The sequence below is a fragment of the Sphingomonas kaistensis genome (assembly GCF_011927725.1).
Classification (GTDB): domain Bacteria; phylum Pseudomonadota; class Alphaproteobacteria; order Sphingomonadales; family Sphingomonadaceae; genus Sphingomicrobium; species Sphingomicrobium kaistense.
This window is the reverse complement of record NZ_JAATJC010000001.1, coordinates 1,818,266-1,842,712: the sequence shown is the minus strand read 5'-3', so window position 1 is coordinate 1,842,712 and position 24,447 is coordinate 1,818,266. Positions and strand designations below refer to the sequence as shown.

At 66.7% G+C, this 24,447-nt stretch carries 22 protein-coding genes and 1 tRNA gene; 10 read left to right on the top strand and 13 right to left on the bottom strand.

Annotated features, from left to right (window positions below; genetic code table 11):
* Positions 1–1,644, bottom strand: a complete 1,644-nt coding sequence (locus GGQ97_RS08975) for a peptide MFS transporter (RefSeq protein WP_168068886.1) — start codon at positions 1,642–1,644, stop codon at positions 1–3.
* Positions 1,645–1,769: 125 nt separating this feature from the next.
* Between GGQ97_RS08975 and GGQ97_RS08970 the strand changes: the two genes are divergently transcribed.
* Both GGQ97_RS08970 and GGQ97_RS08965 read left to right on the top strand, forming a co-directional pair.
* Positions 1,770–2,357 (top strand): nitroreductase family protein, encoded by a 588-nt coding sequence (locus tag GGQ97_RS08970; RefSeq protein WP_168068884.1) that lies wholly within the window; start codon positions 1,770–1,772, stop codon positions 2,355–2,357.
* 38 nt (positions 2,358–2,395) lie between these two features.
* Positions 2,396–2,749, top strand: a complete 354-nt coding sequence (locus GGQ97_RS08965) for a GntR family transcriptional regulator (protein ID WP_168068882.1) — start codon at positions 2,396–2,398, stop codon at positions 2,747–2,749.
* A gap of 4 nt (positions 2,750–2,753) precedes the next feature.
* Here GGQ97_RS08965 and GGQ97_RS08960 read toward each other — a convergent pair whose 3' ends face one another.
* Entirely contained in the window at positions 2,754–4,430 is a 1,677-nt protein-coding gene (locus tag GGQ97_RS08960; protein ID WP_168068880.1) for an acyl-CoA dehydrogenase family protein, read from the bottom strand.
* A gap of 54 nt (positions 4,431–4,484) precedes the next feature.
* On the opposite strand from GGQ97_RS08960, the gene GGQ97_RS08955 reads away from it, so the two are divergent.
* Complete coding sequence (locus GGQ97_RS08955) at positions 4,485–5,411, top strand: L-threonylcarbamoyladenylate synthase (RefSeq protein ID WP_168068878.1); 927 nt, start codon at positions 4,485–4,487, stop codon at positions 5,409–5,411.
* Here GGQ97_RS08955 and GGQ97_RS08950 read toward each other — a convergent pair.
* Complete coding sequence (locus tag GGQ97_RS08950) at positions 5,408–7,135, bottom strand: putative bifunctional diguanylate cyclase/phosphodiesterase (protein ID WP_168068876.1); 1,728 nt, start codon at positions 7,133–7,135, stop codon at positions 5,408–5,410. The genes GGQ97_RS08955 and GGQ97_RS08950 overlap by 4 nt on opposite strands.
* Before the next feature lie 142 nt (positions 7,136–7,277).
* On the opposite strand from GGQ97_RS08950, the gene GGQ97_RS08945 reads away from it, so the two are divergent.
* Complete coding sequence (locus GGQ97_RS08945; protein WP_168068874.1) at positions 7,278–8,102, top strand: class I SAM-dependent methyltransferase; 825 nt, start codon at positions 7,278–7,280, stop codon at positions 8,100–8,102.
* Positions 8,103–8,120: 18 nt separating this feature from the next.
* Here GGQ97_RS08945 and GGQ97_RS08940 read toward each other — a convergent pair whose 3' ends face one another.
* Positions 8,121–9,737 (bottom strand): 5'-nucleotidase C-terminal domain-containing protein, encoded by a 1,617-nt coding sequence (locus GGQ97_RS08940; protein WP_168068872.1) that lies wholly within the window; start codon positions 9,735–9,737, stop codon positions 8,121–8,123.
* A 25-nt stretch (positions 9,738–9,762) separates the two neighbouring features.
* Positions 9,763–10,497 carry a queuosine precursor transporter gene (locus GGQ97_RS08935; protein WP_168068870.1) on the bottom strand — a complete coding sequence of 245 codons (735 nt, stop codon included), beginning with the start codon at positions 10,495–10,497 and terminating at the stop codon, positions 9,763–9,765.
* Between the two features lie 92 nt (positions 10,498–10,589).
* Between GGQ97_RS08935 and GGQ97_RS08930 the strand changes: the two genes are divergently transcribed.
* Positions 10,590–11,033 carry a cytidine deaminase gene (locus GGQ97_RS08930; protein ID WP_168068868.1) on the top strand — a complete coding sequence of 148 codons (444 nt, stop codon included), beginning with the start codon at positions 10,590–10,592 and terminating at the stop codon, positions 11,031–11,033.
* Between the two features lie 27 nt (positions 11,034–11,060).
* Here GGQ97_RS08930 and GGQ97_RS08925 read toward each other — a convergent pair whose 3' ends face one another.
* The 7 genes from GGQ97_RS08925 to GGQ97_RS08895 form a co-directional block, all read right to left on the bottom strand.
* Entirely contained in the window at positions 11,061–11,339 is a 279-nt protein-coding gene (locus GGQ97_RS08925) for a PilZ domain-containing protein (RefSeq protein ID WP_168068866.1), read from the bottom strand.
* 109 nt (positions 11,340–11,448) lie between these two features.
* A complete protein-coding gene (locus tag GGQ97_RS08920) occupies positions 11,449–12,273 on the bottom strand; it encodes a winged helix-turn-helix domain-containing protein (RefSeq protein WP_168068864.1) in 825 nt (274 codons plus the stop codon).
* A 149-nt stretch (positions 12,274–12,422) separates the two neighbouring features.
* Complete coding sequence (locus tag GGQ97_RS08915; protein ID WP_168068862.1) at positions 12,423–13,373, bottom strand: isopenicillin N synthase family dioxygenase; 951 nt, start codon at positions 13,371–13,373, stop codon at positions 12,423–12,425.
* A 40-nt stretch (positions 13,374–13,413) separates the two neighbouring features.
* Complete coding sequence (locus tag GGQ97_RS08910; protein WP_168068860.1) at positions 13,414–14,700, bottom strand: NupC/NupG family nucleoside CNT transporter; 1,287 nt, start codon at positions 14,698–14,700, stop codon at positions 13,414–13,416.
* Positions 14,701–14,727: 27 nt separating this feature from the next.
* Positions 14,728–15,303 (bottom strand): TIGR00730 family Rossman fold protein, encoded by a 576-nt coding sequence (locus tag GGQ97_RS08905; protein ID WP_168068858.1) that lies wholly within the window; start codon positions 15,301–15,303, stop codon positions 14,728–14,730.
* The gene (locus tag GGQ97_RS08900) at positions 15,300–16,310 is read right to left on the bottom strand and encodes an adenosine kinase (protein ID WP_342448497.1); all 1,011 of its coding nucleotides are present in this window, start codon (positions 16,308–16,310) and stop codon (positions 15,300–15,302) included. Before GGQ97_RS08900 ends, GGQ97_RS08905 begins: the two co-directional genes overlap by 4 nt.
* A 67-nt stretch (positions 16,311–16,377) precedes the next feature.
* A complete protein-coding gene (locus tag GGQ97_RS08895; RefSeq protein WP_168068856.1) occupies positions 16,378–17,148 on the bottom strand; it encodes an SDR family oxidoreductase in 771 nt (256 codons plus the stop codon).
* A gap of 107 nt (positions 17,149–17,255) precedes the next feature.
* Between GGQ97_RS08895 and GGQ97_RS08890 the strand changes: the two genes are divergently transcribed.
* The 4 genes from GGQ97_RS08890 (at position 17,256) to GGQ97_RS08875 (ending at position 22,524) form a co-directional block, all read left to right on the top strand.
* Entirely contained in the window at positions 17,256–17,912 is a 657-nt protein-coding gene (locus GGQ97_RS08890) for a queuosine precursor transporter (protein ID WP_168068854.1), read from the top strand.
* A gap of 198 nt (positions 17,913–18,110) precedes the next feature.
* Positions 18,111–20,825 (top strand): TonB-dependent receptor domain-containing protein, encoded by a 2,715-nt coding sequence (locus GGQ97_RS08885; RefSeq protein WP_168068852.1) that lies wholly within the window; start codon positions 18,111–18,113, stop codon positions 20,823–20,825.
* Between the two features lie 129 nt (positions 20,826–20,954).
* A tRNA-Gly gene (locus GGQ97_RS08880) sits at positions 20,955–21,028 on the top strand.
* Positions 21,029–21,075: 47 nt separating this feature from the next.
* On the top strand, positions 21,076–22,524 hold the full coding sequence (locus GGQ97_RS08875; RefSeq protein WP_168068850.1) for an AMP nucleosidase: 1,449 nt from the start codon (positions 21,076–21,078) through the stop codon (positions 22,522–22,524).
* A gap of 65 nt (positions 22,525–22,589) precedes the next feature.
* Here the strand turns inward: GGQ97_RS08875 and GGQ97_RS08870 are convergent, their stop codons facing one another.
* Positions 22,590–22,982, bottom strand: coding sequence for a hypothetical protein (locus GGQ97_RS08870; RefSeq protein WP_168068849.1), 393 nt, complete (start codon positions 22,980–22,982; stop codon positions 22,590–22,592).
* A gap of 192 nt (positions 22,983–23,174) precedes the next feature.
* Here GGQ97_RS08870 and GGQ97_RS08865 point away from each other — a divergent pair, with 192 nt between their 5' ends.
* The gene (locus tag GGQ97_RS08865) at positions 23,175–24,446 is read left to right on the top strand and encodes a nucleotide sugar dehydrogenase (protein ID WP_168068848.1); all 1,272 of its coding nucleotides are present in this window, start codon (positions 23,175–23,177) and stop codon (positions 24,444–24,446) included.
* The last annotated feature ends 1 nt before the right edge of the window (position 24,447 follow it).

Here is a 24,447-nt window from a genome sequence, read left to right as displayed (position 1 = left end):
TCAGGCCTTTCGCGGCGAGTTGGGAAGAGTCTCGTCCTGCGGGAACATCCCGGCGCCCTGGTTTTCCGCCAGCTCGGCACGGCCGGCAAGGTCGTCGTCCTGGCCGAGCGTATCGAGGTGCATCCAGCGCTTCACGATCGGCGAGATCGCAAGCACCGCGACACCCGCGCCGATCGCGATCCAGCCGAACAGCTGGTAGACGTCGAGCAGGCCCTGCTTGGTGATGTCGCCATCGTGGCCGCCGGTCGCCTCGCCGATCTTGCCCGCGACGAAATTGCCCACCGCGGTCATGTAGAACCAGGCGCCCATGATCAGGCTGGCAAGGAACTTCGGAGCCAGCCGGTTCATCGCGCTGAGGCCCACCGGCGAGAGGCAAAGCTCGGCGGTGGTGGCGAAGAAGTAATAAGCGAAGACGAGGATGACCGGGGTCATCACGGCGATGCCCCAAGCCTCGGCGCCCCACACGAGGACGAGGTTGGCGAGGCCCATCTGCGCCAGCGCAAGACCGAACTTGGCGGGTGCCGACGGTTCGGCGCGACGCTTGCCGAGGAAGACCCACAGGCCGGCAAAGATCGGCGCGAGGATCATGATGAGGATGGGGTTGATCGACTGGAAGATCGACGCCGGAACCCCGCCGCGATCGACGAACTTGTCGGTGAACAGGCTCATCGAGCCACCCGCCTGCTCGAAAAGGCCCCAGAACAAAGGATTGAGGCTGATCAGGAACAGGATGGCGAACATCCGCTCGCGCGATTCCTTGGGCAGCTTGAAGCTCTCGAACAGGACGTAGCCGAGCAGCGCGACGCCAGACACGACCAGCAGGCCCTGGATGACGTCCTGATACTGGACCAGCGCCCAGCACACGGCGACGGCAAGGAAGCCCACGCCGTAGATCGTGAACTCCCGGTTCTTGCTGAGCGGCCGCGGCGCTTCGCCAGCGCCGTTCAGGGCCTTCTTGCCGAGGACGAAGACGACCAGGCCTAGCAGCATGCCGATGCCAGCAAGCCCGAAGCCGTAGCCCCACCCGATGGTCTCACCGAGATAGCCGACGAGGATCGTGCCGATGGCGGCGCCGACGTTGATGCCCATGTAGAAGACGGTGTAGGCGCCGTCGCGGCGAACGTCGGTCAGCTTGTAGAGCTGGCCCACCATCACCGAGATATTGGCCTTCAGGAAGCCCGAGCCGACGATGATAAAGGCGAGCGCGGCCCAGAAGACGTTGATGGTGGGATCGGACTGACCGCCGACGCCTTCGACCGCCATCAGGCTGTGCCCGGCGGCGAGGAGCAGGCCGCCGAACAGCACCGCCTTGCGCTGGCCGAGGTAGCGATCGGCGAGATAGCCGCCGAGCACCGGGGTGATGTAGACGAGGCTGGTGTAGGCACCATAGATCAGGGTCGCCTTGCCGTCGCTGAACAGCCAGTGCTTGGTCAGGTAGAAGATCAGCAGTGCGCGCATGCCGTAGTAGGAGAAGCGCTCCCACATTTCGGCGAAGAACAGCATGTAGAGGCCCTTGGGGTGACCCGCGAACTCCGGCTCTTTCTGGATGGCGATTTTTGCGCCGGCAGCGAGGAAGAGGGCGAGAACAACGACAGCGATCGCAGTGATCCAGTCGCTTTCCTGCCAAACACCCATAGGCTTCATACAAACGATCCCGTGCTCTGACCGGACTGGCCGGCCCTTGAAAAGTGGCCGCACCTTAAGCGGCAAATCCCTGTTGCCAAGCGCATTGTGACCGGCAGGCCGGCGCCCTATGTCCCTCCCGGCCCATGTTCAACGATCTTTCCACCCCCCTTTCCTACCTCGCCAGCCGCCGCTCCGGGCGCCCCCGCGAGATGGTCGGCCCGGGCCCTGGCCCCGCCGAACTCGACGCCATCCTGGCGCTTGCGATGCGCACGCCGGACCATGGCAAGCTCGCTCCCTGGCGCTTCGTGGTGGTCGGCTCCGACCAGCGCGACGCGCTTGCCGCACTGCTCGACCGCGCCTTGGACCAGAACGACCCCTCGGCCGGCCCTGCGCATCGCCAGAAGGCAGACGATTTCGCCCACCATGGCGAAGCTTTGGTGGTGTTGCTGTCCGCCCCGGTGATCCCCCACAAGATCCCGGTGTGGGAGCAGGAGCTTTCGGTCGGCGCCGCGGCGATGAACCTGCTCCATGCCATTCACGCCCATGGCTATGTCGGAAGCTGGCTGACCGGCTGGGCGACCTACGATCCGCTGGTCGAGGACGCGTTCCGCCTTGCTCCCAGCGAACGGATCGCCGGCTTCTTTTTCATCGGCTCGCCCGGACGCGAGCTCGAGGAGCGGCCCCGGCCCGATCCGAACGCCGTCATCCGCCACTGGACGCCGCCACTCTGACGGTTGCAATTGTTTGCGCCGCACCGTATTACGACAGCATGACGCTCCGCGCTCGCACCGATACCAAGCCCGTATACGTCCGGCTTCGCGACATCATCGCGGAGGCGATCCTGTCCGGCCAGTTCCGTGACGGTGATCCCCTTCCCTCGGTCCGCGCCTTCGCGGCCGAACAGGGCGCCAATCCGCTGACTGTCGCCAAGGCCTATCAGGGCTTCCAGGACGAAGGGCTGATCGTGGTCCGCCGCGGGGTCGGCATGTTCGTCGCGCAAGGCGCCCGCGAACGCCTGTCCACCAGCGAGCGCGACCAGTTCATCCGCAAGGAATGGCCCGCCGTCCGCGCCCGGATGGAACAGCTCGGGATCGATCCGGCAGAGTTGCTCGAGCGCAGCTGACCGCTCAGGCCAGCGCTTCCGCCTCGACGCTGTAGAGCAACTTCGCGCCGGCTTCCGCCCCGGCGGCCAGCCCAAGCGCCTCGGGCACCACCACGGCCAGGAAATATCCCGCCGCCGCACGCTTGGCGCGCAGGAACGGCGTATCGCCGGTCGCCACCCGCGCCTGCCGCTCGAGCAGCCAGCCGGCGGTCAGGACCGAGCACATGGTGAGAAACGGATAGCTGCCCGCCAGCCGGTCGTCCTGTTCGGCGGCGCGCAGGGTGGTCGCGACCAATTCCACCGCGTCGGCGAGGGCGGCCAGCGCAGGGTCCTCGATCTCCGCCCGGATGTCGGCGATCAGCCCGTCGAAGGCCAGTCCGCCGTCGAGGCCGAGCTTGCGCCCGACGAGATCGGCGGCCTGGATACCGTTGGTGCCTTCGTAGATCGGTGCGATCCGGGCATCGCGCAGGTGCTGGGCCGCACCGGTCTCCTCGACGAAGCCCATGCCGCCGTGAACCTGGATTCCGATGCTTGCGACCTCGCAGCCGACGTCGGTGCCCCACGCTTTGACCAGCGGGGTCAGCACGTCGCCGCGCATCGCCGCAAGCTTGTCCCCGCGGTGCCCGCGGTCGATCTGCCCGAAGGCGTAATAAGCGAGTGCCCGCGCGCCCATGGTCAGCGCCTTCATCCGCAACAGCATGCGGCGGACGTCGGGATGTTCGTGGATCGCCACGGCCTCGCGGCTCGCCGCACCCGCGCGCGCCGACTGGACCCGGCCGAGCGCATACGCCACCGCGCGCTGGGTCGCCGCTTCCGCGATCCCGACCCCCTGCAGGCCGACATTGAGGCGGGCATTGTTCATCATCGTGAACATCGCCCGCATGCCGCCATGCTCCGGCCCGATCAGCCAGCCGGTCGCGCCGCCCTCATCCCCGAACGCCATGGTGCAGGTCGGCGAAGCGTGGATGCCAAGCTTGTGTTCGATCGACGCGCAGCGAAGGTCGTTGCGGCGGCCGTCGGGCAGCACCTTGGGGACCAGGAACAGCGAGATCCCGCGCGTCCCCGCCGGCGCGTCCGGGGTCCGCGCCAGCACCAGGTGGATGATGTTGTCGGCAAGGTCGTGCTCGCCATAGGTGATGTAGATCTTGGACCCGGTGATCGCATAGCTGCCGTCGCCGTTCGGCACCGCTTTGGTCCGCAGCGCGCCGACATCGGAGCCCGCCTGCGGTTCGGTCAGGTTCATCGTCGCCGGCCATTCGCCTGACACGATCCTGGGCAGATAGTCGCGCTTCTGCTCGTCGCTGCCATGCGCGCCGATCGCCTCGATCGCACCCATGGTCAGCATCGGGCACAGGGCGAAGGCAAGATTTGCGGCGTTGAGGTCTTCCATCACCGCCGCGCCGAGCGTCAGCGGAAGCCCCTGCCCGCCCGCTTCCTCCGGCGCGCTGATGGTGCCCCAGCCGCCCTCGACGAACAGGCGATAGGCTTCGTGAAAGCCCTTCGGCATTGCGACGCCCTCGGGCGACCACTTCGCACCCACCGTGTCGCCGATGCGGTTGAGCGGTTCGATCTCGCCCTCGGCATATTGCGCGGCGCCTTCCAGGACCGCGTCTACGATGTCGTGGTCGTTGGTGAGCTCATGGATGCGGGCCACGTGCTCGAGCACGAAGCGCTGTTCCTCGACCGGGCAGCGAAGCGGCATGACGATCCGTCCATTCTCTTGTGATGACCTGCGCTTTGCCATAGCGGCGGCACCATGGCGGGCAAGAGGACCGAGATACGGCCATTCGGGCCGCAAGCGATCGCCGACGCAGCCGCGCTGATCCGCGCAGGACAGACGGTCGCGGTTCCGACCGAGACGGTCTACGGCCTCGCCGCCGATGCGACCAATGCCCGTGCGGTTGCCCGCATCTACGAGGCCAAGGGCCGGCCCAGCTTCAATCCGCTGATCGTGCATGTCCCCGACCTCGCCGCTGCCGCCCGCCTCGGCCAATTGAGCGAGGAGGCCCGCGCTCTCGCCGAGCAACACTGGCCGGGGCCGCTCACCCTGGTCGTTCCGCTTGCACCCGACAGTCCGGTCGCCAGCCTCGTCACCGCCGGCCTGCCGACCATCGCCCTGCGGGTTCCGGCCCATCCCGCGATGCGCGCCTTGCTGGAGGCCAGCGGCCGTCCGCTGGCGGCACCGAGCGCCAACGCCAGCGGCCGGATCAGTCCGACCCGGGCCGAGCATGTCCTCGCCTCGCTCGAAGGGCGGATCGCGCTGGTGATCGACGGCGGTCCGTCCGCCCATGGCCTGGAAAGCACCATCGTCGCCTTTACCGGCGGCGCGCCGCGCCTGCTTCGGCCGGGACCGATCGAGATTCCCGAAGCGGCCCTGGTCGAGGCTTCACTGGTCGAGGCGCCCGGCATGCTCGCAAGCCATTATGCCCCGGCCAAGCCGCTTCGCCTGAACGCAACGGATCGCAGGCAGGGCGAATGGCTGATCGGCTTCGGGGAGGTTGGGGGCGACGTCAGCCTCAGCCCCTCGGGCAATCTTGGCGAAGCTGCAGCACGCCTGTTCGACCTGCTCCACCAGGCCGACGCCGGACCTCGCCCGGCAATCGCAGTTGCACCCGTTCCCGACATCGGCGTCGGCCGCGCGATCAACGACCGCCTCGCCCGCGCCGCAGCCCCCCGCCCCTAGGCGGCCTGGCGGTTGGACCTCAGCCGGCTGCGCCAGAACGGCAAGGCATCGTCTTCGGTCAGCGGCTTGGCAAAGAAGAACCCCTGTCCCGACACACAGCCGAGCGCCGCCAGCGTGGTTGCCAGCTCGCGGCTTTCCACGCCCTCGGCGGTGGTCGACATGCCAAGCGCCTCGGCAAGGCTCAGCACTGCCCGCACGATGGCGACGCTGTCGGGATCGATCATCATCCCGCTGACGAAGCTGCGATCGATCTTGAGCACGTCGATCGGCAGTCGCTGGAGATAGGCCAGGCTTGAGTAGCCGGTGCCGAAATCGTCCATCGCGACTCTCGCTTCCAGCGCCTTCAGGGCGTCGAACACGCGGGTCGCGCGGCGCGGATCCTGGACGATCGCGCTTTCGGTCAGCTCCAGCATCAGCCGGTCGCCGGTCAGACCGCTGTTGCGCAGCGCGCCGCCGACCATGGCCGTGATGTCGTCGCGCGCAACCTGGATGGCGGACAGGTTGACCGCGACATTGACCGGCAGCTTCTGCCCCGCTTCGGCATCCCATCCCGCAAGGGTCATGGTCGCCTTGTCCATCGCCCAGCGGCCGAGGTGAAGGATCAGTCCGCTTTCCTCCGCCACCGGGATGAATTCGGTTGGGCTGATCTCGCCGCGGTCGGGATGCTGCCAGCGGGCGAGCGCCTCGAAGCCCGAGACTTCGCCGGTCTTGAGGTTCACCAGCGGCTGATACGACATGCTCAGCTGGTCGGTTTCGAGCGCGCGGCGAAGCTCGGTTTCGATCGAGAAGCGGCGCCGGGCAAGGCTCGCCTCCTTCGGTTCGTACACTTCGGGGCGGCCGCTGGCCTTGGCCTGCTTGACCGCGAACTGGGCGCTTCGGAACAGCTCCTCGGCATCCTGGTCCGGCCCCATCAGCGCAAGCCCGATGGCGCAATCGACCTTGATCTCGAGCTCGCTCAGCCGGAACGGCGTCTGCATCGCATCGAGGATCCGGGTCGCGGCCTTGAGCGCGTCGCCGGTCCCGCGCCGAAGCGCGACCACGATCCCGAACTCGTTGCCGCCGGTCCGCGCCAGGCTGTCGCCCGCACGCAGGGCCGAAATCAGCCGCCGCGCGAAGGTGATCAGCAATTCGTCGCCGGCAAGGCTGCCCATGCTTTCGTTGATGCGGCTGAAGCGCAGCATGTCGACCACCAGCACCGCGTGGCCCACGCAGTCGCTCGCCGCGCCGCGCCCAGCCGCCTCGATCACCTCGGTAAAGGCAAGGCGATTGGGCAGCCCGGTCAGGCTGTCCCGCAGCATCTCCGCACGGAGCGTCCGTTCAGCCTGCACCTCGGCGGTGCGGTCGACCACCGACAGCAAGGCGCGCCGGGACCTGCCGACGGTCGGAAGCGGCGCCAGTTTTAAGGAATAGAATCGTGCCGCCACACCCGAACCGTCACGCATTTCGAGGTCAGCCACAGAATCATCGCCGCCGTCGAACCAGGCGGTGAGATAGCTTGCGACGAGGCCGTCGCCCGACAGGCATTGCTCGCTCAGCCCGTCGAGCGAGCCCGCGGTGGAGATCGCCACGGCGTCGCCGAAGCGCGAATTATGCGCGGAAATCCGCAATTCGCCGGCATCGCTTTCGATGATCGCGGCGGGGATCGGCAAGGCATCGAGCAGCAGCACGCCGTCGGCCCACGGAGCAGGTAATCGCTGAAGCGCGCTGCGGGTGGAGGCCGGCATGGCCCAAGCCTATGACAGGCAAGGCGTTAAACATCTGTTTCCTTGCCCGCCCGTGACGGGCTTTTGGCCGGGACGCTTGCGGCGCTTGCGCAAGGCGGCAAGAAAGGCGCCAGCCCTTTTCCTTTGTCGGAGACCCGAACACATGCGCCCATCCCTTCTGCTCGCGGCCGGCGTCGCCGTCCTCGCCACCGCTGCGACAGCCATGCAGAGTCGCGCACCGGCCCTTCCGGCGGCCGAGAAGCGCGCCCTTGCAGCGGCGGTCGCCAATCCCGCCCGAAGCGAGGCGAACCGCGCCCGCGACCAGTATCGCAAGCCGGCCGCCACCCTCGAATTCTTCGGCGTCCGCCCGCGCCAGACCGTGGTCGAACTGTTCCCCGGCGGCGGCTGGTACAGCGAGATCGTCGCGCCGTACGTCCTGAACGGCGGCGGCACTTACTATGTCGCGGCACCCAACGACCGCGGCCTCGGCGGCTTCAAGCGCCTGGTCGAGAAGGATCAGCCCCTCTACGGCCGCGCCCGCCAGGTCGTTTTCCCGGTGCGCGAAGCGGGCCAGACCGGCGTTCCCGCGGGCAGCGCCGACGTCGTCCTCACCTTCCGCAACGTCCACAATTGGGCGATGGGCGACCAGCCTTATGCCGATCTCGCGTTCAAGCAGATCTTCGCCATGCTGAAGCCCGGCGGGGTCCTCGGCATCGAGGAGCATCGCCTTCCCGAAAGCGCCGACGCCGCGCGCGAGAAGTCGAGCGGCTACCTCAAGGTTTCGACCGTCCGCCGCCTCGCCGAGCAGGCCGGCTTCCGTTACGCCGGGTCGAGCGAGATCAACGCCAACCGCAAGGACACCGCCAACTGGCCCGACGGTGTTTGGACCCTGCCCCCGACGCTTCGCCTCGGCGACAAGGACCGCGCCAAATATGTCGCGATCGGTGAGAGCGACCGGATGACCCTGCGCTTCGTCAAGCCGCGCTGAGCCGCATCGGCAAGGGGATCAGTTGCCGCTGATCCTCTTGCCGTCCGGCACCTTGGGATTGGTCTGCAGCCAGGCTTCGAGCGAGTCGAGGTCGAGCCCGCCGTCGCGCGCATCCCGGCCCTCGGCCAGCACGGTGTACCCATCGCCGCCGCTGGCGAGGAAGTTGTTGACGGTGATTCGATAATCCCGCGCCGGGTCGATCGGGCGACCGTCCAGCATCATCGCCAGGATCCGCTGACCGGCCGGCCGGTTGCGGTCGAAGCGATAGGTAAAGCCTTCGGAGGGGATCAGGATCGACGAGGTCTGGACCTTGCCGTTCACCTCGCGGAACCCCTGCTCCAGCAGCGCCTTCAGCTGCGCACCGGTCAGCGTCTTCACCACCAGGCTGTTGCCGAACGGCTGGGTCGCGAAGATCTGGCCGAAGGTGACGCTTCCGTTCGCCTGCGGCACCAGGTCGGTGCGCACCCCTCCCGAATTCAGGAAGGCGATCACCGACCCGCCCTTGTCCGCGGCGCGGGTCGCGGCAAGCTGCGCATCGGCAATCAATTCGCCCGCCGGGCTGTCGCCATCGTCGGCGTCCTTGAGCGCGGGGCCCGACAACCGGCCGACTACCCGCTCGGCCGCGGGGCGTGCGGCGGCGACATAGCGATCGACCAGTGCCTGCACCTCGGGGTCGCGCTCGGCCAGCACCGGCAGATTCTCCGCCTTGGCGCTCACCAGTTGACGGGTGGCGGGATCGAAGCGGAGCCGGATGTCGGTGACCAGGTAACCGTTCTTCCCGGCACTGGTCAGCAGCCGCGGGGCGCCGCCGGCGGCGACCTCGCAGGCATAGGCGTGGTGGGTGTGGCCGCTCACCACCACCCGGATCGCGGGGTCGAGCTTGGCGAGGATCGGCACGATGTCACCCGACAGCCCGTCGCAGCCCAACGCATCATAGACCGGCGGGACGTAGCCACCCTGATGGATCAGCAGCACGATCAGGTCCGCGCCCTCGGCCTTGAGCCTGGGCACCAGTGCGTTGGCGGTGGCGGCCTCGTCGTTGAAGGTCAGTCCGGCAACGCCCGCCGGCGTAACCAGGGTCGCGGTGTCCTTCAGCGGCATGCCGATGAAGCCGACCTTGACCGGCCCCATCTGACGGATCGCGGTTCCCGGGAACAGCGAGCTGCCCCATTCGGTGATGACGTTGGCGGCAAGATAACGGAAGCTCGCGCCGGCATGCGGTTCGACCCGGCAGGGCACCCGCGTGGTCAGCTTGGCGCAGCCGCCGTCCTGCATGCGCTTGAGTTCGGCGCCGCCCTTGTCGAACTCGTGGTTGCCGACCGCGGCATAGTCGAGCCCGGCCATGCCCAGCGCCTTGATCGTCGGCTCGTCGAGGAAATAGGCCGACACCAAGGGCGTCGCACCGATCAGGTCGCCGGCCGCCACCGTCACGCTGGTCTGCCCGGTCCGCATCCGCTTCAGGGTTGCCGCCAGCTGCGCCGCTCCGCCGGCGCGATACTTGGTGATGGTCCCATCCGGCATCGTGAGCGGTACCGCATCGCGCGGGGTCTCGAGATTGCCGTGGAAGTCGTTGAGCCCGAGGATCTGGATCTCGACCGGCCCAGCGGCGGCGACAGGAGCAACCGGCCGATCCACCGTCGCGCAGGCTGCGAGTCCAGCGCTAGACGCGAGCAGCAAAAGGCGTGAAATTCGTCCGTTCATCAAATACATCCAGTCCTTCGCGACGCTTCAGCGCCCCTACCACGAGGTACGTGACAGGCGTGAGAATCGCCTCCCACGCCACTTTCAGCGCCCATTGCGTCAGAAGCACCTTCAAGACGAGATCATTCGTCCACCCGGCCGCTCCCCAGAAGGCGAGCGGATAGAAGATCAGGCTGTCCACACCCTGACCGGCGATCGTGCTGCCGATGGTCCGCGTCCACAGGTGCCGGCCGCCGGTCCAGAGCTTCATCCGGGCCAGCACTGCCGCGTTGACGAACTCGCCCGCCCAGAAGGCGACGATGGAGGCCATGACAATCCGTGGCACCTGCCCAAAGACCTGCTCGTAGGCGCCCTGCCCGGACCAACCGGCGGCCGGCGGAAGCGAGACCACGACCCAGCTCATGAACGCCATGAACAGGAGGGCCGCGGTGCCGACCCAGATGCAGCGCCGCGCCCGGGCATAGCCATAGACCTCGGTCAGCACGTCGCCGATCACGTAGGCGACCGGAAAGAACAGGATGCCCGCCCCGAACGGCCACAGCCCGATCACCGGCAGGGTGATCTCGCTCACCTTGCCCGCGCCGAGGATGTTGGACAGCAGGAGGATCACGACGAAAGCGGCCATGACGAGGTCGAAATAGCGCAGGGGTCGCCCCTTCAGCGCGGATGCCTCGACCTTTTGCACCTCGTCCATGATCGGCCCCTTCCCCTGCGCGAGGAAGAACAAGGTGGCGCGCAGGTCAAGATCGGGGTGACGAAGGACGAGGTTGGGACTAGTCAGCGGCCATGACCGACGCCGACCTCATCGCCGCCGCCCGCGCCGCCGCGCTCAAGGCCTATGCCCCCTATTCCGGCTATTCGGTCGGCTGCGCGATCCTCAGCACCGACGGCGAACTGGTGACCGGCGCCAACATGGAAAACGCCTGCTACCGGCTCGGCATCTGTGCCGAACAGAGCGCGCTCACCACTGCCCAGCATGCGTTCGGCCTGCGGAATGTCGCTCGTATCGCGGTTGCCGGTGGCAATGGCGCAGGCGACGCGCTGACCGGCGCGCAAAGCGTCACGCCCTGCGGCGGCTGCCGCCAGGCCCTGCTCGAGGCAAGTCACCTTGCGGGCCGGGATTTCGAGATCCTTTGTGCCAGTGGCGATGGGCAGAAGGTCGAGCGGCTGAGCCTTTCGACCCTCATTCCCCACGGCTTCGGCCCGGCCAGCCTGGCGGACGCCGGCTAGGCAGGCCCGGCGGCCGCCCGCCTCGTCCTACTCGAGGTCGAGAAACACGCCCCCGACCTCATTCCCGTTGGTCCACGAAATGCGGACCATCACGAAACCCGATCGTCCAAGCTCCAGCTCCACGGTTTCGCCAACGATCAGGGCCTCGGAAACGCGGAGCCGGACCCCGCGATGCGAGATGTCGAGCACGGTCGCCGTGAGGTGCTCGCCGGCGATGACCAAAGACGCTTCCAGCCCCAGCGCTATGCGGGTCGGCCGTTGCTCGAAGTCGCCCTCGGGCGCGACCCCACTCTTTTCCGAAATCATCACACGGTCCACTGCTGCGCCATCGTCGATGACCGCCGATTTGACCCTCCCGACCGCGGCAATCTTTCCCGCAATTCTGAAAAGTGATGAAATTCGAGCCTTACCGCCCTCAGCGGTCGGCGGTGCGACCAAGCACGCGGGCCATGACCTTTGCCCGGACCTCCGCCGGCGTCAGCGCGAGATCGGCGGCACCCGACCGCGCGACCAGCTCCTTTTGCGCCCGCTGCCGCTCGGGCTCGCTTGGCCGGACCGTGTAGATCATCACCGGCGCCGCCATTCCCTGCTCGCTCATCGCCCGTGTCATCTTGAGCCCGGCCAGCCGGTCGTCACCGCGCCCGAGGTCGCTGACCACCAATCGGTAATCGTTGATCCTCAGCAGGTTCAACGCATCTTCGGTAGTGGTGGCCTGATGCACCGCGACCTTCTGCTGCTTCAGATATTCGATCTCGCGCTCGTTATTGGCCGGATGATCGTCGACCCACAGGATGGTCGCCTGCGCGTCAGGCGCGTCATGCGTGATCGGGGCGGTCTCGCGGAAGGCGACCTGCCGATTGGCGATGCCGATAGCGACGACCCCGGCGAGGGCGAGCAGCACGACAAGCAGGCTGGCCAGGAGCCACTTGCGCCCTGCTGGCCAGTCGGATTCGGCGGGCAACGGCGTGGCATCAGGTGCCACATCGCCTTCCGCTTCCGGCACGCCGCGAAGAAGATAGCCGACCCCGTAGGAGGCGACGATTTCCACCCCCGACCCATCGAGCGCCCGCCTCAGCCGACTGATCGCCTTGGCCAGCGAATTCTCGTGGACGACCTGATTGGGCCACGCAGCGGCGAGCAGCGCATCCTTGCCGACGCGCTGGCCGAACCGCTCGGCAAGCGCCTGCAGGATGGCGAAGGAGCGACTGTCGAGCTCGATCCTGCGACCTTCGACGAGCAAGGATCGGCCATCCGCGTCAAGCGCGATGCCCCGACTTTCAAGCCCCTCGACTACGCTGACGCCACCCATGGATGGCTGCGCATTCTAGGCGGGGATCGGCGCGAGTCCATGCACCCGCCAATGATGGCAGCGCAGGAAGCGTCACCTGCTCAGGCGAGCTTGATCTCGCGCAGCCGCTCCATGAGGTAGTCATGGCTGCTGATCGGCGGCCACTTGGGCTCTTCGCCCGCCGGCACGGTGCCAGGCAGCGCCTCGATGGTGAAGTCGGGGCGGAAATGCAGGAAGAAGGGCATCGAATAGCGCGCGTTGCTGGCCCTGTCGGGCGCCGGATTGACCACCCGGTGCGGGGTCGAGCGGAGCTTACCGTTGGTCAGCCGCTGCAGCATGTCGCCGATGTTGATCACGAGCTCGCCCGGCTTCGGGCTGACCGGGATCCACCGCCCGTCGCGGGTCTTGAGCTCGAGGCCTGCTTCCTCGGCACCCAGCAGCAGGGTGATGGTATTGATGTCCTCGTGCGCGCCGGCGCGGATATGCTCGCCGGTCGCTTCCTTCTGCGGCGGGTAGTGCAGCAGACGCAGCACCGAATTGCCGTCGCGGACGGTGTCGGTGAAATAATCCTCGTCGATCTCGAGGTAGCGGGCGATCGCCTTCAGCACAGTCACCCCGGTGCGGTCGAAGGTGTCGTACAGCTCGAGGAAGGTTTCCTTGAAGCCCGGCACTTCGGACGGCCAGACATTGTCGGCCATCACGTCGCGGAAGTTGTGCCCTTCCGACAGCTCGCGTCCGACGTGCCAGAATTCCTTCAGGTCGTGAGCCTTGGCGCCCTTGGCCGTCTCGATCCCGAACGGGGTGTAGCCGCGCGCGCCGCCGCTCCCCAGCGCATAGCTGCGCTTGGTTTCCTCGGGCAGCGCGAAGAACTCCTTCGCCTTCTGCTCGGCCCGGGCGATCAGTTCGTCGGGAATGCCGTGGTCGGCGAGAACGGCGAAGCCATATTCCTCGAAGCTTCGGCCCAGGTGCTGGGCGAAGGCGTCGCGGTCGACGTCGGCCTCCTTGAGGCTGACGGAGGCAATGTTGTCGGCGGTGAGCGTATCGGTCGTCATGACCCCGCCTCTACGCCGAAGCGACTGTTCCGCCAAGACTTCAGGGCAGCATGATCCCCGCCAGCGCCGCGCTCATCAGGTTGGCGAGGCTGCCTGCCAGCAGCGCCTTGAGGCCAAGCCGCGCGATCACCGGCCGCTGGTTGGGTGCAAGCCCGCCGGTCACCGCCATCTGGATCGCGATGGACGAGAAATTGGCAAAGCCGCACAACGCGAAGGTGACAATGGCGCGGCTGCGATCGCTGAGGCCCGCGGCGGCGCCCTGCGCATTGCCGAGGTCGATGAAGGCGACGAATTCGTTGAGGACGATCTTGGTCCCGAACAGGCCGCCGGCGATCCCCGCCTCGTTCCACGGCACACCGATCAAGTACATGATTGGCTGGAAGACGTAGCCGACCAGCTGCTGGAAGCTCAGGCCCTGCAAGCCGAACCAGCCGCCAACCCCGCCGAGGATGCCGTTGGCGAGCGCGACCAAGGCGACGAAGGCCAGCACCATGGCGCCGACCGCGACCGCCAGCTTGACGCCGGTCTGCGCGCCCTGGGCGGCGGCCATGATGATGTTGGCGGGCTTCTCGCCCTCTTCAAAGGTTTCGGCGATCTGCACCGTCTCGGCCGGCGGTCCGGCTTCGGCCAGCGCTTCGCCGGTGGTCGGCGAGGCGACCGGCTCGACCGGATCGGGCATCAGGAGCTTGGCCATGAGAATCCCGCCCGGCGCGCTCATGAAGGCGGCAGCGAGGAGGAACGGCAGGTAGCGGTCGCCAAGCAGGCTGGCGTAGGCCGCAAGGATGGTGCCCGCGACACCCGCCATGCCGACCACCATCAGGGTGAACAGCTTGGCCGGCGGCAGCGCGGCGAGATAGGGCCGCACGACCAGCGGGCTTTCCGACTGGCCGACGAAGATGTTGGCGGCCGAGCCCAGAGCCTCGACGCGCCCGATTCCGGTCGCCCAGCCGATCGCCCCGCCGACCCAGCGCACCACCCGCTGCATGATTCCGAGGTAGTAGAGGATCGACACCAGCGCGGCGAAGAAGATGATCACCGGCAGCGCTCCAAGCGCGAAGGTGTTGTAAAGCGCCGGATTCTTGTCCTTCGGGCCGAACAGGAATGCCGTCCCCTCCCCCGCATAGCCGAGCAGGTTGGACACGCCCGCCGCCATGCCCTGGATGACCGCCCGGCCGACGCTGTTGTTGAGCACCAGATAGGCGATCACCGCCTGCAGCGCGAACGAGGCGATCACCACGCGGGGCCGGATCGCCCGCTTGTCGCTCGACAGCAGGAAAGCAAACAGGAGAATGGCGGCGATGCCGAGCAGCCCGAAAAACTGATGCATATGTAAGCTTTCCCGCCCCCCGGCGATTTACCAGACCATGCCTTGCGTAGCGTTTGCGGCGGCTTCGTCCAGCCTGTCGATGGCTTGCGCGGGACTGTCGGCCATCAGCAGCTGCGCGCGGCGCCCCTGGCTGAGGAAGCCCGACGCGGAGACATGATCCATGAAGTCGGCGAGGCCGGTCCAGAACCCCTGGACGTTGAGCAGGCAAAAAGGCTTGGCGTGATAGCCGAGCGCATTCCAGGTCCACGCCTCGAACAATTCGTCCAGCGTGCCGATTCCGCCCGGCAGGCAGACGAAGGCGTCGCACAGCTGGGTCATGCGCGCCTTGCGCTCGTGCATGCCGGCAACCTGATGCAATTCGGTGAGGCCCAGATGCGCCACTTCCTTGTCGACCAGCGCGGCGGGAATGACGCCATGCACCTCGCCGCCAGCCTCCAGCATGGTGTCGGCGATCAGGCCCATCAGGCCGAGCCGGCCACCGCCGTAGACGAGGTCGATCTTGCGGTCGGCCATTTCGCGGATCAGCGCGACCGCGGCGTCGGCGAACACCGGATCATTGCCCGGCGCGGATCCGCAATAAACGGCGATTCGGCGGATGGTCACAGCTTCACCAGGTCGGCGAGATCGGCGACCGGCCGCGCCCCGAAGTGACTGATGATCTCGGCCGCGGCGATCCCGCCGGTCATCAGCTGGCGATCGATCGGATGGCCCTTGCACCGCGCGGCAAGGAAACCGGCTGCGAACAGGTCGCCGGCGCCGGTGGTGTCGATCACCTGCGGCACCGAAATCGCCGGGACTTCGGTAGTGAGGCCGTTCTCGAAGGCGAGTGCGCCGGCCGGCCCACGCGTGAACACCAAAGTTCGGACCTGCGTCGACAGCCGCCCGATCGCCTCGTCGAGGTCGGCGGCGCCGGCCAGTTGCAGCGCCTCGCTTTCGTTGGCGAAGATGAGGTCGATCCCGCCCGCCGCGATAAGCTTCTGGAGCGGCTCCCTGCGGCCCGGCAGGCAGACGCTTTCCGAGAGGGTGAAGGCCACCGTCCGCTCGGCGGCGTGCGCGATGTCGATCGCCCGGAACATCGCCTGGCGCGACAGCTCGGGCCCGAACAGATAGCCCTCGAGATAGAGGATCGAGGCCGCGCGCACGGCGGCTTCGTCGACGGCATCGCGCGACAGGCAATGCGCCGCGCCCGGGCAGGTGTTCATGGTCCGCTCGCCATCGGGCGTGACCAGGATCAGGCAGCGTCCGGTCGACGGCCCCTCGGTTAGCGGCGGCGTGTCGAACTTGACGCCCAGCGCCCGCATGTCGTGGGTGAAGATGGTGCCGAGCTGGTCGTCCGCGACTTGGCCGACGAACGCGACGTCCGCCCCCATCGCTGCCGCGCCGGCCATCGAATTGGCCGCCGAGCCTCCGCTCATCTCGCGCGCCGAGCCCATCGCGTCATACAACGCCAGCGCCTGCGGCTCGTCGAGCAGCTGCATGGCGCCCCGCGGCAGGTCGAAGCGGGTGAGGAAGTCGTCGTCGCAGGTCGCGATGACGTCGACCAGGGCGTCCCCCATCGCAAGGATGTCGGTCGCATGGCGCGATGATGCCGGATTCTGGGAAGGGTCCACGGAGGCGGGCGGTTAGGGGCGCGGGCGGGCGGGGTCAACCTTCCCGCCGACGCCCGCGCCCCGGCGCTCATGGCAGTTGCGCCAGCGCCGTGCGGGAATGTTCGGTCAATCCGGCGAGCACCTGATCGTGCGTACCGTCGCGTTCGGCATGGCGAAGCGGCTGGACGTTTCTGACCAAAATCTCCGCCGGGGTCGGATCGGTCGCGAAGAGTGCCATCACCTCGTCGGCAAAATCGTTCAGCGGCTGATAACCGGGGCGGGTCGACTGGCCCGGAGTCAGGTCGGTCTGCACGCCGGGCGGCGCGAGTTCGATCACCTCGACCCGCCCGCGCAGCGATTCGCGCAGCGCGACCGTGTAGCTGTGGATCGCCGCCTTGGTCGCGCCGTAGGTCGGGGTCGACATCAGGGGCACGAAGGCAAGGCCCGACGTCACGTTGACGATCGCGGCATCCGGCTTGCCGGTGAGATGATCGATCAGCGCGTTGGTCAGCCGGATCGGGCCGAGCAGGTTGGTTGCGATGGTCGATTCGGCGTCGGCCAGGTCGCGCTTCGAATCGAGCCGCTCGAACCGCATGATGCCGGCATTATTGACCAGCACGTTGATGTCGGGATGGCGGGCGAGGATCGCGGCGACGTTTGCTGCAAGGCCGTCCACGTCGTCGACGTCGAGCCGCTCGACCGCGATTCCGTCACGCCCGGCAGCCGTCTCCTGAAGCGTGTCGGTACGGCGCCCGGCGACCACCACCTTGTTCCCGGCATCATGCCAGCGCTGGGCCAGCGCGCGCCCGATCCCGGAACCACCGCCTGTGAGAAGAATGGTGTTGCCGCTGGTCTTCATGGTCGACGTTCCTTGTGCTGACGAGCGGCGGAGGTGGCCAGGCGCCCGTGAGGGTACAAGTGCGTGGCGGTTGCACTTCCCGCGCCGTTCGCTACCCCTCCCGCCCCATGAGCACCGAGAACACGCCGCTGCGTACCCTGATCAGCCCTTCCCTGTTCGCCTTTGGAATCTTCTACGGCGGCATGGTCTGCATCGCCGGCGTGCTTGGCAACAAGCAGGTCGCGCTCGGGCCGCTCGCGGTAGAGGCCGGCATCTTCGCCTTCCTGCTGCTGGTCGTCACGTCGAGCGCGATTGCCGAGCTGCATGGCCGCACCGTCGCCAACAAGCTGGTGCTGTGGGGCTTCGTGCCGCTGCTGATGTCCGCCGCGCTGACCGTGCTGGTGCTTGCGCTTCCCGCCTCGGACAAGATGGAAGCGGCGCGCCTCTCCTCCTTCGAGACGATCATGGGATCGAACCTGCGAATCTGGCTCGCCGGCCTGATCGCCTATGGCACCAGCCAGGTCCTCAACGTGACGATCTTCTCCGCGCTCAAGGGCCGCGAGGGCGGGCGCCTGCTGTATTTCCGCTCGGCGGTCGCTTCGGCCCTGAGCCAGATCGTTGACACCCTGATCTTCATCACCGTCGCCTTCTACGGCGTGTTCCCGATCGGCGCCCTGCTTGCCGGGCAGATGCTATCCAAGGTGGTGTTGTCGATTGTGTTCGTTCCGCCACTCATCCTGATGTTCGTGAAGCTCGGACGCTCAATGGACAGCCGCACGGCTTGAAAATTTGGCGTTAACCTGCTCATGCCTCGGCCGAGTCGCGGGGGTGGCGACGGGCAGATGTTGCATTGCAACAACACGGATCAGGCAAGTTGGTGGCATCCTCCGGGAGGTCACCTTTTTGTCTTAATCCAGCCCTAGCGGCCCCGGTGAACTGAACGAACACGCGTCAGTCATTCACACCATTACGGGGTATCCCACGTGAAGAAGCTTCTCCTGCTGTCGACTGCGGTCGCCTTTGTGCCGACCGCCGCCTTTGCCCAGTCCACGGGTACTCAAGAAACCGAGCGCGACACCATTGTCGTCACCGGCACCCGCAGCCAGCCCGGCACCGCCGGCGTGGTGGTCCAGGACTCGACCAAGGCCAAGGGCCTGATCACGCAGGAACTGATCGCCAAGGGCAATCCGGGCCAGTCGGTCCTGAACTCGATCAACATCATCCCGGGCGTCAACTTCACCCAGAGCGATCCCTACGGCAGCTCGGGCGGCAACATCCGTATCCGCGGCTTCGACGGCAACCGCATCAGCCTGACGCTGAACGGCGTGCAGCTGAACGACAGCGGCAACTATGCCGTCTACTCGAACCAGCAGGTCGATCCCGAACTGATCGAGCAGATCAACGTCAACCTCGGCGCGACCGACGTCGACAGCCCCACCGCCTCGGCGGCCGGCGGCACCATCAACCTGCGTACCGCCCTTCCGACCCGCGACATGCAGGTCCGCGCTGCAGTCTCGGGCGGCACCTTCAACTTCCGCCGCGCTTTCGTGCAGATCAACACCGGCGACATCACCAGCGGCGGCCTGCGCGCCTGGGTGTCGGGCAGCCGCACCAACTACGATCACTGGCGCGGTGAAGGCGAGATCCAGAAGACCCAGTTCAACACGCGCATCTATCAGCCGCTGTCGAACGGCGACTTCATCTCGCTGGTCGGTCACTACAACGAGAACCGCAACAACAACTACAACAACCCGACGCTCGCCGACCTGCGAACCATCTTCAACCTCAATGGTCAGACGGTGATCCCGACCACCTACACCGGCACGCCGGTGGTGGTTGGCGACTTCAACAAGACGCAGTGGGATCGCATCGACGACCTCGCCTTCTTCAAGGACTGCCTGTCGTCGACCGGCGCCGTGCTGTCGCGTCCGACCCCGGTTGCCGGCACCGCGCAGAGCGACCCGTCGACCTGCTTCACGCCGGGCGGCCCGCTCGCCAGCCAGGGCATCGCCAACAAGCTGACCGGTCAGATCAACCCGTCGAACACCGGCAACGTCGGCCTGCAGTCGCGTTTCACCCTCAACGACATGCTGGTCCTGACGGTCGACCCGACCTATCAGTACACGCTTGCCAACGGCGGCAGCCAGACCGCGCTGATTGCCGAGAACAGCTACCTGCTCAGCCAGGGCGTTCCGGGTTCGACCGGTGTCGACCTCAACGGCGACGGTGACCGCCTCGACACCGTCCTGCTCGGCCGTCCGTCGATCACCAACACCAACCGCGCCACCCTGGTGAGCTCGCTGGTGTTCCGTCCCAGCCGTGAGCACACTTTCCGCGTCGCCTACACCTATGATCGCGCGCATCACCGTCAGACCGGTGAGTACAGCTTCACCGGCAACGACTTCTCGGTCCTGAATCCCTTCTTCGGCCGCAACGGGCCGCCGGTGATCACCGCCGCCGGTACCGTTCTGCAGAACCGCGATCGCGTCTCGATCGCTCTGCTGAACCAGCTGTCGGGTCAGTATATCGGCCGCTTCGTCGATAACCGTCTGCGGGTTGAAGTCGGCCTGCGTTCGCCGTGGTTCGAGCGTCAGCTCGACCAGCGCTGCTTCACTCCGGCGGCCGGTGGCGGCTTCCCGGACTGCGTCCAGCCTTCGGCGATCAGCCTGACCGGTCCTAACAGCGGCCGATACCTGGTCCCGAACAGCTTCGTTCCGCCGGTCGCCGGCCTGCTCGGCACGCCGGAATATGCTCCGTTCAAGGCGACCTACAAGTATCACAAGCTGCTTCCGAACGTCGGCGCGACCTTCGCGGTCACCGACGCGATCAGCATCTTCTCGAGCTACTCGAAGGGCTTTTCGGCTCCGCGTACCGACAACCTCTATCGTCAGCCGTTCATCGGCGTGACTCCGGAGAGCACCAACAGCTACGACCTCGGTGCACGCTACGTGACCCGTCGCCTGCAGGCCGAAGCCACCGCCTGGAAGATCGACTACAGCAACCGCATCGTGTCGAGCTTCGACCCGATCACCAACATCTCGATCGACCGTAACGTCGGCAAGGTGAAGAGCTGGGGCGTGGACGCCAACGTCGGTACCCGCGTCGCCCGCTTCCTCAACCTGATCGGCAACGTCAGCTACATCAATGCCAAGCTGCAGGACGACATCGTCATCGGTGCGTTCAACTACGTGCCGGTCGCCATTCCGGCGACGCCGACCACGGCGGCGATCAGCGCCAGCACCAACACCAGCATCGTCAACGGGCTGACCTACTTCTGCAACCCGCTTCCGACCGTTCTGCCGACCTCGGGCGTGACGACCTACAACGTGTGCGCCCGCACTGGCGGCAAGCGCGTGGTCGAGACTCCGAAGTGGCAGGTCGGTGGCCGCGCCGAGATCAACTTCTCGCCGGTCGTGGTCGGTATCCAGGGCAAGTATGTGGGCGACCGCTTCGCGACCGACGTCAATGACGTCATCAGCAAGGGCTACACCTACTTCGACCTCGACGCCCGCATCGGGCTGCCGTTCATCCAGAACAACCGCAGCTACGTGCAGCTGAACGTCAGCAACCTGTTCAACGCGCGCTATTTCGGCAACCTGTCGACCAGCATCAACGCGTTCGGCTTCAACAGCAGCCAGCCGCGCTTCACTTCGGTGGCGCCGCGGGCGATCATGGCGACCCTGAACCTCGGCCTCTAAGCCAGGGCTCATTCGCAATGGATTGGGGCGCCGCTCGCAGGAGCGGCGCCCTTTTTCTTTGCCCGAGGTCTGGGTCGCGAGGCCCTTGTCTCCGCCCCACCCCTGTGGCATTCGGCCGCTCGGCGCCGAGCGGGTATGATGTAATGGTAGCCTGAAAGCTTCCCAAGCTTTACGCGCGGGTTCGATTCCCGCTACCCGCTCCAGCCGCCTGCGGTGCTTGCTCCGCCACGCCAATCCGCTACACGGCACCATGCCTGACATCGAGACGATCCTCGACGAGCTCGAGACCATCTTCGACCGCTCCGTACTCAACCTTCGCCGCGCGCTCGCCGACTATGTCCGCGACGGGATCAAGCCCGAGCCGCAGGCCCGGGCCGACGGATGCTTCGCTTATCCCGAACTGCGCCTCGATTACGATCCGGACAGCCCGCCGCCGCTTCCGGCCAGGGCCTTCGCGCGGCTGAACCAGCCCGGCATCTACACTGCCAGCATCGCCCGCCCGAAGCTGTTCCGCGACTATCTGCGGACCCAGCTGCAGCATCTCGCCGCCGATTATGACGTGAAGATCAGCGTCGGCCGGTCGGCCAGCGAAATCCCCTACCCTTACGTCCTCGACGCGGGCGACGACCTCAAGCTCGGCGGAATCCAGTCGGCCGAGCTCGGACGCTGGTTCCCGACCACCGAGCTGGTCCACATCGGCGACGAGATCGCCGACGGTGACTGGGACATGAGCCGGCACACCGCGCGTCCGCTCGCCCTGTTCGACGGTCCGCGGACCGACTTCAGCCTGGCACGGCTGCGCCATTACACCGGTACTCCGACCGAGCATTTCCAGCGCTTCGTCCTCTTCACCAACTACGTCCGCTATGTCGATGAATTCGTTCGCTTTTCGGCCGACGCACTGCGCCAGGAAGGAAGTCAGTACCAGGCGCTGAGCGTGCCCGGCGGACGCTATGACCGCGGGATGCTGGAGAATGCCGAGGCCGAGATCGCCTCGGGCTCGTGGCGGCGTTACCAGATGCCGGCCTATCACCTGATCGGGCCGAACGGCGACGACGGCATCAGCCTCGTCAACATCGGCGTCGGTCCGTCCAACGCCAAGACGATCTGCGACCATATTGCCGTGCTGCGGCCCGAAGTGTGGCTGATGATCGGCCATTGCGGCGGCCTGCGCCCGAGCCAGACGATCGGCGATTATGTGCTCGCCCACGCCTATCTACGTGACGACCATGTGCTCGACGGGATCCTCCCCGTCGAGATTCCGATCCCCGCCATCGCCGAGGTCCAGACCGCCCTGTTCAACGCTGCGGCCAAGGTCACCGGTGAGGATGAGGACAGCCTCAAGAAGCGGCTCCGGACCGGCACCGTGGTGACCACCGACGACCGCAACTGGGAGCTTCGCTACACCGACAGCGCGCTTCGCTTCAACCAGAGCCGGGCGGTCGGGATCGACATGGAAAGCGCCACCGTCGCCGCCCAGGGCTATCGCTTCCGGGTGCCCTACGGGACCCTGCTGTGCGTGTCGGACAAGCCGCTCCACGGTGAACTGAAGCTGCCCGGACAGGCCAATGCCTTTTACGAGCGCGCGATCAGCCAGCATCTGCGGATCGGGATCGAGACCCTCAACCTCCTTCGCGAGGAAGGCGACGCGCTTCACAGTCGCAAGCTGCGCAGCTTCGACGAGCCGCCCTTCCGCTAAGCCCACGAAAAAGGGGCCCGGCATCGCTGCCGGGCCCCTTCTCGATCTGGTTTGGTCAGCGTGGCTTAGCCGCGCTCACCAGCCTGCTGCTGCTGCGGAGCCGGCGGCTGGTTGGTCGCATTGGCGAGCCAGCGGCTGGTCGCGCCGCAGCTCGACGTCGCGGTGATCGGCTGACCGGCCTGGAACGGCTGGTTGTAGGGGAAGCATTCCTGTGCACCGCCGGTGCTCAGGCACAGCTGGCCGGCATTGGCGGTCCAGCTGGCGGGAACGACATTGCCGCTCGGAGTCGAGATACGGGCGGTTCCGCCCGGCTCGAACGTCACGTTGTTGACGACGCCGTTGGTTTCGACCTGGACGGTCTGGCCGACGATTTCCGAACCCGGAACATATTGCGCCGCGGCACCGCTCGCGAACAGCGTGGCGCCGGCAATTCCTGCAATCAAAGAGAACTTGGTCATGGCGGCACTCCCCACCTGTGATGAACGCATCGGATCCGCCCCCTGTTAAGTAGACGAATGCACAGGGACAAACTCGCGACCCCGGAACGAAGTTGCAAGGCTTTTTTGTCTGTCCTGCAATGATCCTGACGCTTGCCGTTGCCACCGCTCCGCCTATGGAGCCGCCAAGAGTATATTGTCGAAAGGGTTGAAGTGCAGGATCAGCATGTCGTCGTGGTCGGACTTGGCTATGTCGGGCTGCCGCTCGCCGTGGCCTTGGCCAGCCACCTGCGCGTCACCGGTTTTGACATCGATCGTGGCCGGATCGACGAGCTTCGCCGCAACGAGGACCGCACCCGCGAGGTCGAGCCCGAGCGGCTCGAATCCTCCACGCTGGTCCTGACCGACGATCCTGCCGAAGCGCGTGGCGCCGACGTCTACATCGTCACCGTCCCGACCCCCGTCGACGAATCCAACCAGCCCGACCTTCGTCCGCTGCTGTCGGCGACCCGCAGCGTCGCGGCGATGATCGACCCTGCCCGCCCCGCCATCATCGTCTACGAAAGCACCGTCTATCCGGGCGTCACCGAAGACATTTGCGGCCCCGAACTGGAGCGCGTCTCCGGTCTCAAGCGCGGAACCCATTTCCGCCTCGGCTACAGCCCGGAGCGCATCAACCCAGGCGACCGCGAGCATACCGTCGACCGAATCACCAAGGTGGTCGCCGGCGAAGATCCGCAGACAACCGCAATCCTCGGCGACATGTACGGCAAGATGAATGGCGGGCGGATCTTCCCGGCAGCGTCGATCAAGGCGGCCGAAGCGGCCAAGGTGATCGAGAACGCCCAGCGCGACATCAACATCGCCTTCATCAACGAGATCACGCAGATCTTCTCCAAGCTCGGGCTCAGCACCTGGGACGTGCTGGAGGCGGCCCGCACCAAGTGGAACTTCCTGCCCTTCGAGCCCGGCCTGGTCGGCGGTCACTGCATCGGCGTCGACCCCTATTACCTCGCTCACCGCGCCCGCGAGCTCGGCCATGAGCCGCGCATCATCCTTGCCGGCCGCGAGACCAACGACGGCATGGGCGCGTGGGTCGCCGACCGCCTTCACGAGCGGCTCGGCAACCGTGCCGGGCGGGTGCTGGTGCTCGGCCTGACGTTCAAAGAGAATGTGCCGGACCTGCGCAACAGCCGGGTAATCGACGTGGTCAACCGCCTGCGCTGGCTCGGCCACGACGTGCTGGTCGCCGATCCGCTCGCCGACCCCGCCGAGGCCGCGCACGAATATGGTCTTCAGCTGGCCGATCCCGACGCGCTGGACGACAAGGTCGACCTGGTGCTCGGCGCGGTCGCCCATGCCGAGTTCCGCGGCTGGAGCGAGGAGCGCGTGACCGCTCTGCTCAAGGACGGCGGGCAGATCGCCGACCTCAAGCGCCTGTGGCCGTGGACCAGGGAATCGACACAGGGCGCGTGGACCCTGTAAT

Bases quoted from the DNA above. Each gene is read 5' to 3' on its own strand.
- GGQ97_RS08975 (WP_168068886.1), bottom strand. From the start codon at position 1,644: ATGAAGCCTATGGGTGTTTGGCAGGAAAGCGACTGGATCACTGCGATC.
- GGQ97_RS08970 (WP_168068884.1), top strand. From the start codon at position 1,770: ATGTTCAACGATCTTTCCACCCCCCTTTCCTACCTCGCCAGCCGCCGC.
- GGQ97_RS08965 (WP_168068882.1), top strand. From the start codon at position 2,396: ATGACGCTCCGCGCTCGCACCGATACCAAGCCCGTATACGTCCGGCTT.
- GGQ97_RS08960 (WP_168068880.1), bottom strand. From the start codon at position 4,430: ATGCCGCTTCGCTGCCCGGTCGAGGAACAGCGCTTCGTGCTCGAGCAC.
- GGQ97_RS08955 (WP_168068878.1), top strand. From the start codon at position 4,485: ATGGCGGGCAAGAGGACCGAGATACGGCCATTCGGGCCGCAAGCGATC.
- GGQ97_RS08950 (WP_168068876.1), bottom strand. From the start codon at position 7,135: ATGCCGGCCTCCACCCGCAGCGCGCTTCAGCGATTACCTGCTCCGTGG.
- GGQ97_RS08945 (WP_168068874.1), top strand. From the start codon at position 7,278: ATGCGCCCATCCCTTCTGCTCGCGGCCGGCGTCGCCGTCCTCGCCACC.
- GGQ97_RS08935 (WP_168068870.1), bottom strand. From the start codon at position 10,497: ATGGACGAGGTGCAAAAGGTCGAGGCATCCGCGCTGAAGGGGCGACCC.
- GGQ97_RS08930 (WP_168068868.1), top strand. From the start codon at position 10,590: ATGACCGACGCCGACCTCATCGCCGCCGCCCGCGCCGCCGCGCTCAAG.
- GGQ97_RS08925 (WP_168068866.1), bottom strand. From the start codon at position 11,339: ATGATTTCGGAAAAGAGTGGGGTCGCGCCCGAGGGCGACTTCGAGCAA.
- GGQ97_RS08915 (WP_168068862.1), bottom strand. From the start codon at position 13,373: ATGACGACCGATACGCTCACCGCCGACAACATTGCCTCCGTCAGCCTC.
- GGQ97_RS08910 (WP_168068860.1), bottom strand. From the start codon at position 14,700: ATGCATCAGTTTTTCGGGCTGCTCGGCATCGCCGCCATTCTCCTGTTT.
- GGQ97_RS08895 (WP_168068856.1), bottom strand. From the start codon at position 17,148: ATGAAGACCAGCGGCAACACCATTCTTCTCACAGGCGGTGGTTCCGGG.
- GGQ97_RS08890 (WP_168068854.1), top strand. From the start codon at position 17,256: ATGAGCACCGAGAACACGCCGCTGCGTACCCTGATCAGCCCTTCCCTG.
- GGQ97_RS08875 (WP_168068850.1), top strand. From the start codon at position 21,076: ATGCCTGACATCGAGACGATCCTCGACGAGCTCGAGACCATCTTCGAC.
- GGQ97_RS08870 (WP_168068849.1), bottom strand. From the start codon at position 22,982: ATGACCAAGTTCTCTTTGATTGCAGGAATTGCCGGCGCCACGCTGTTC.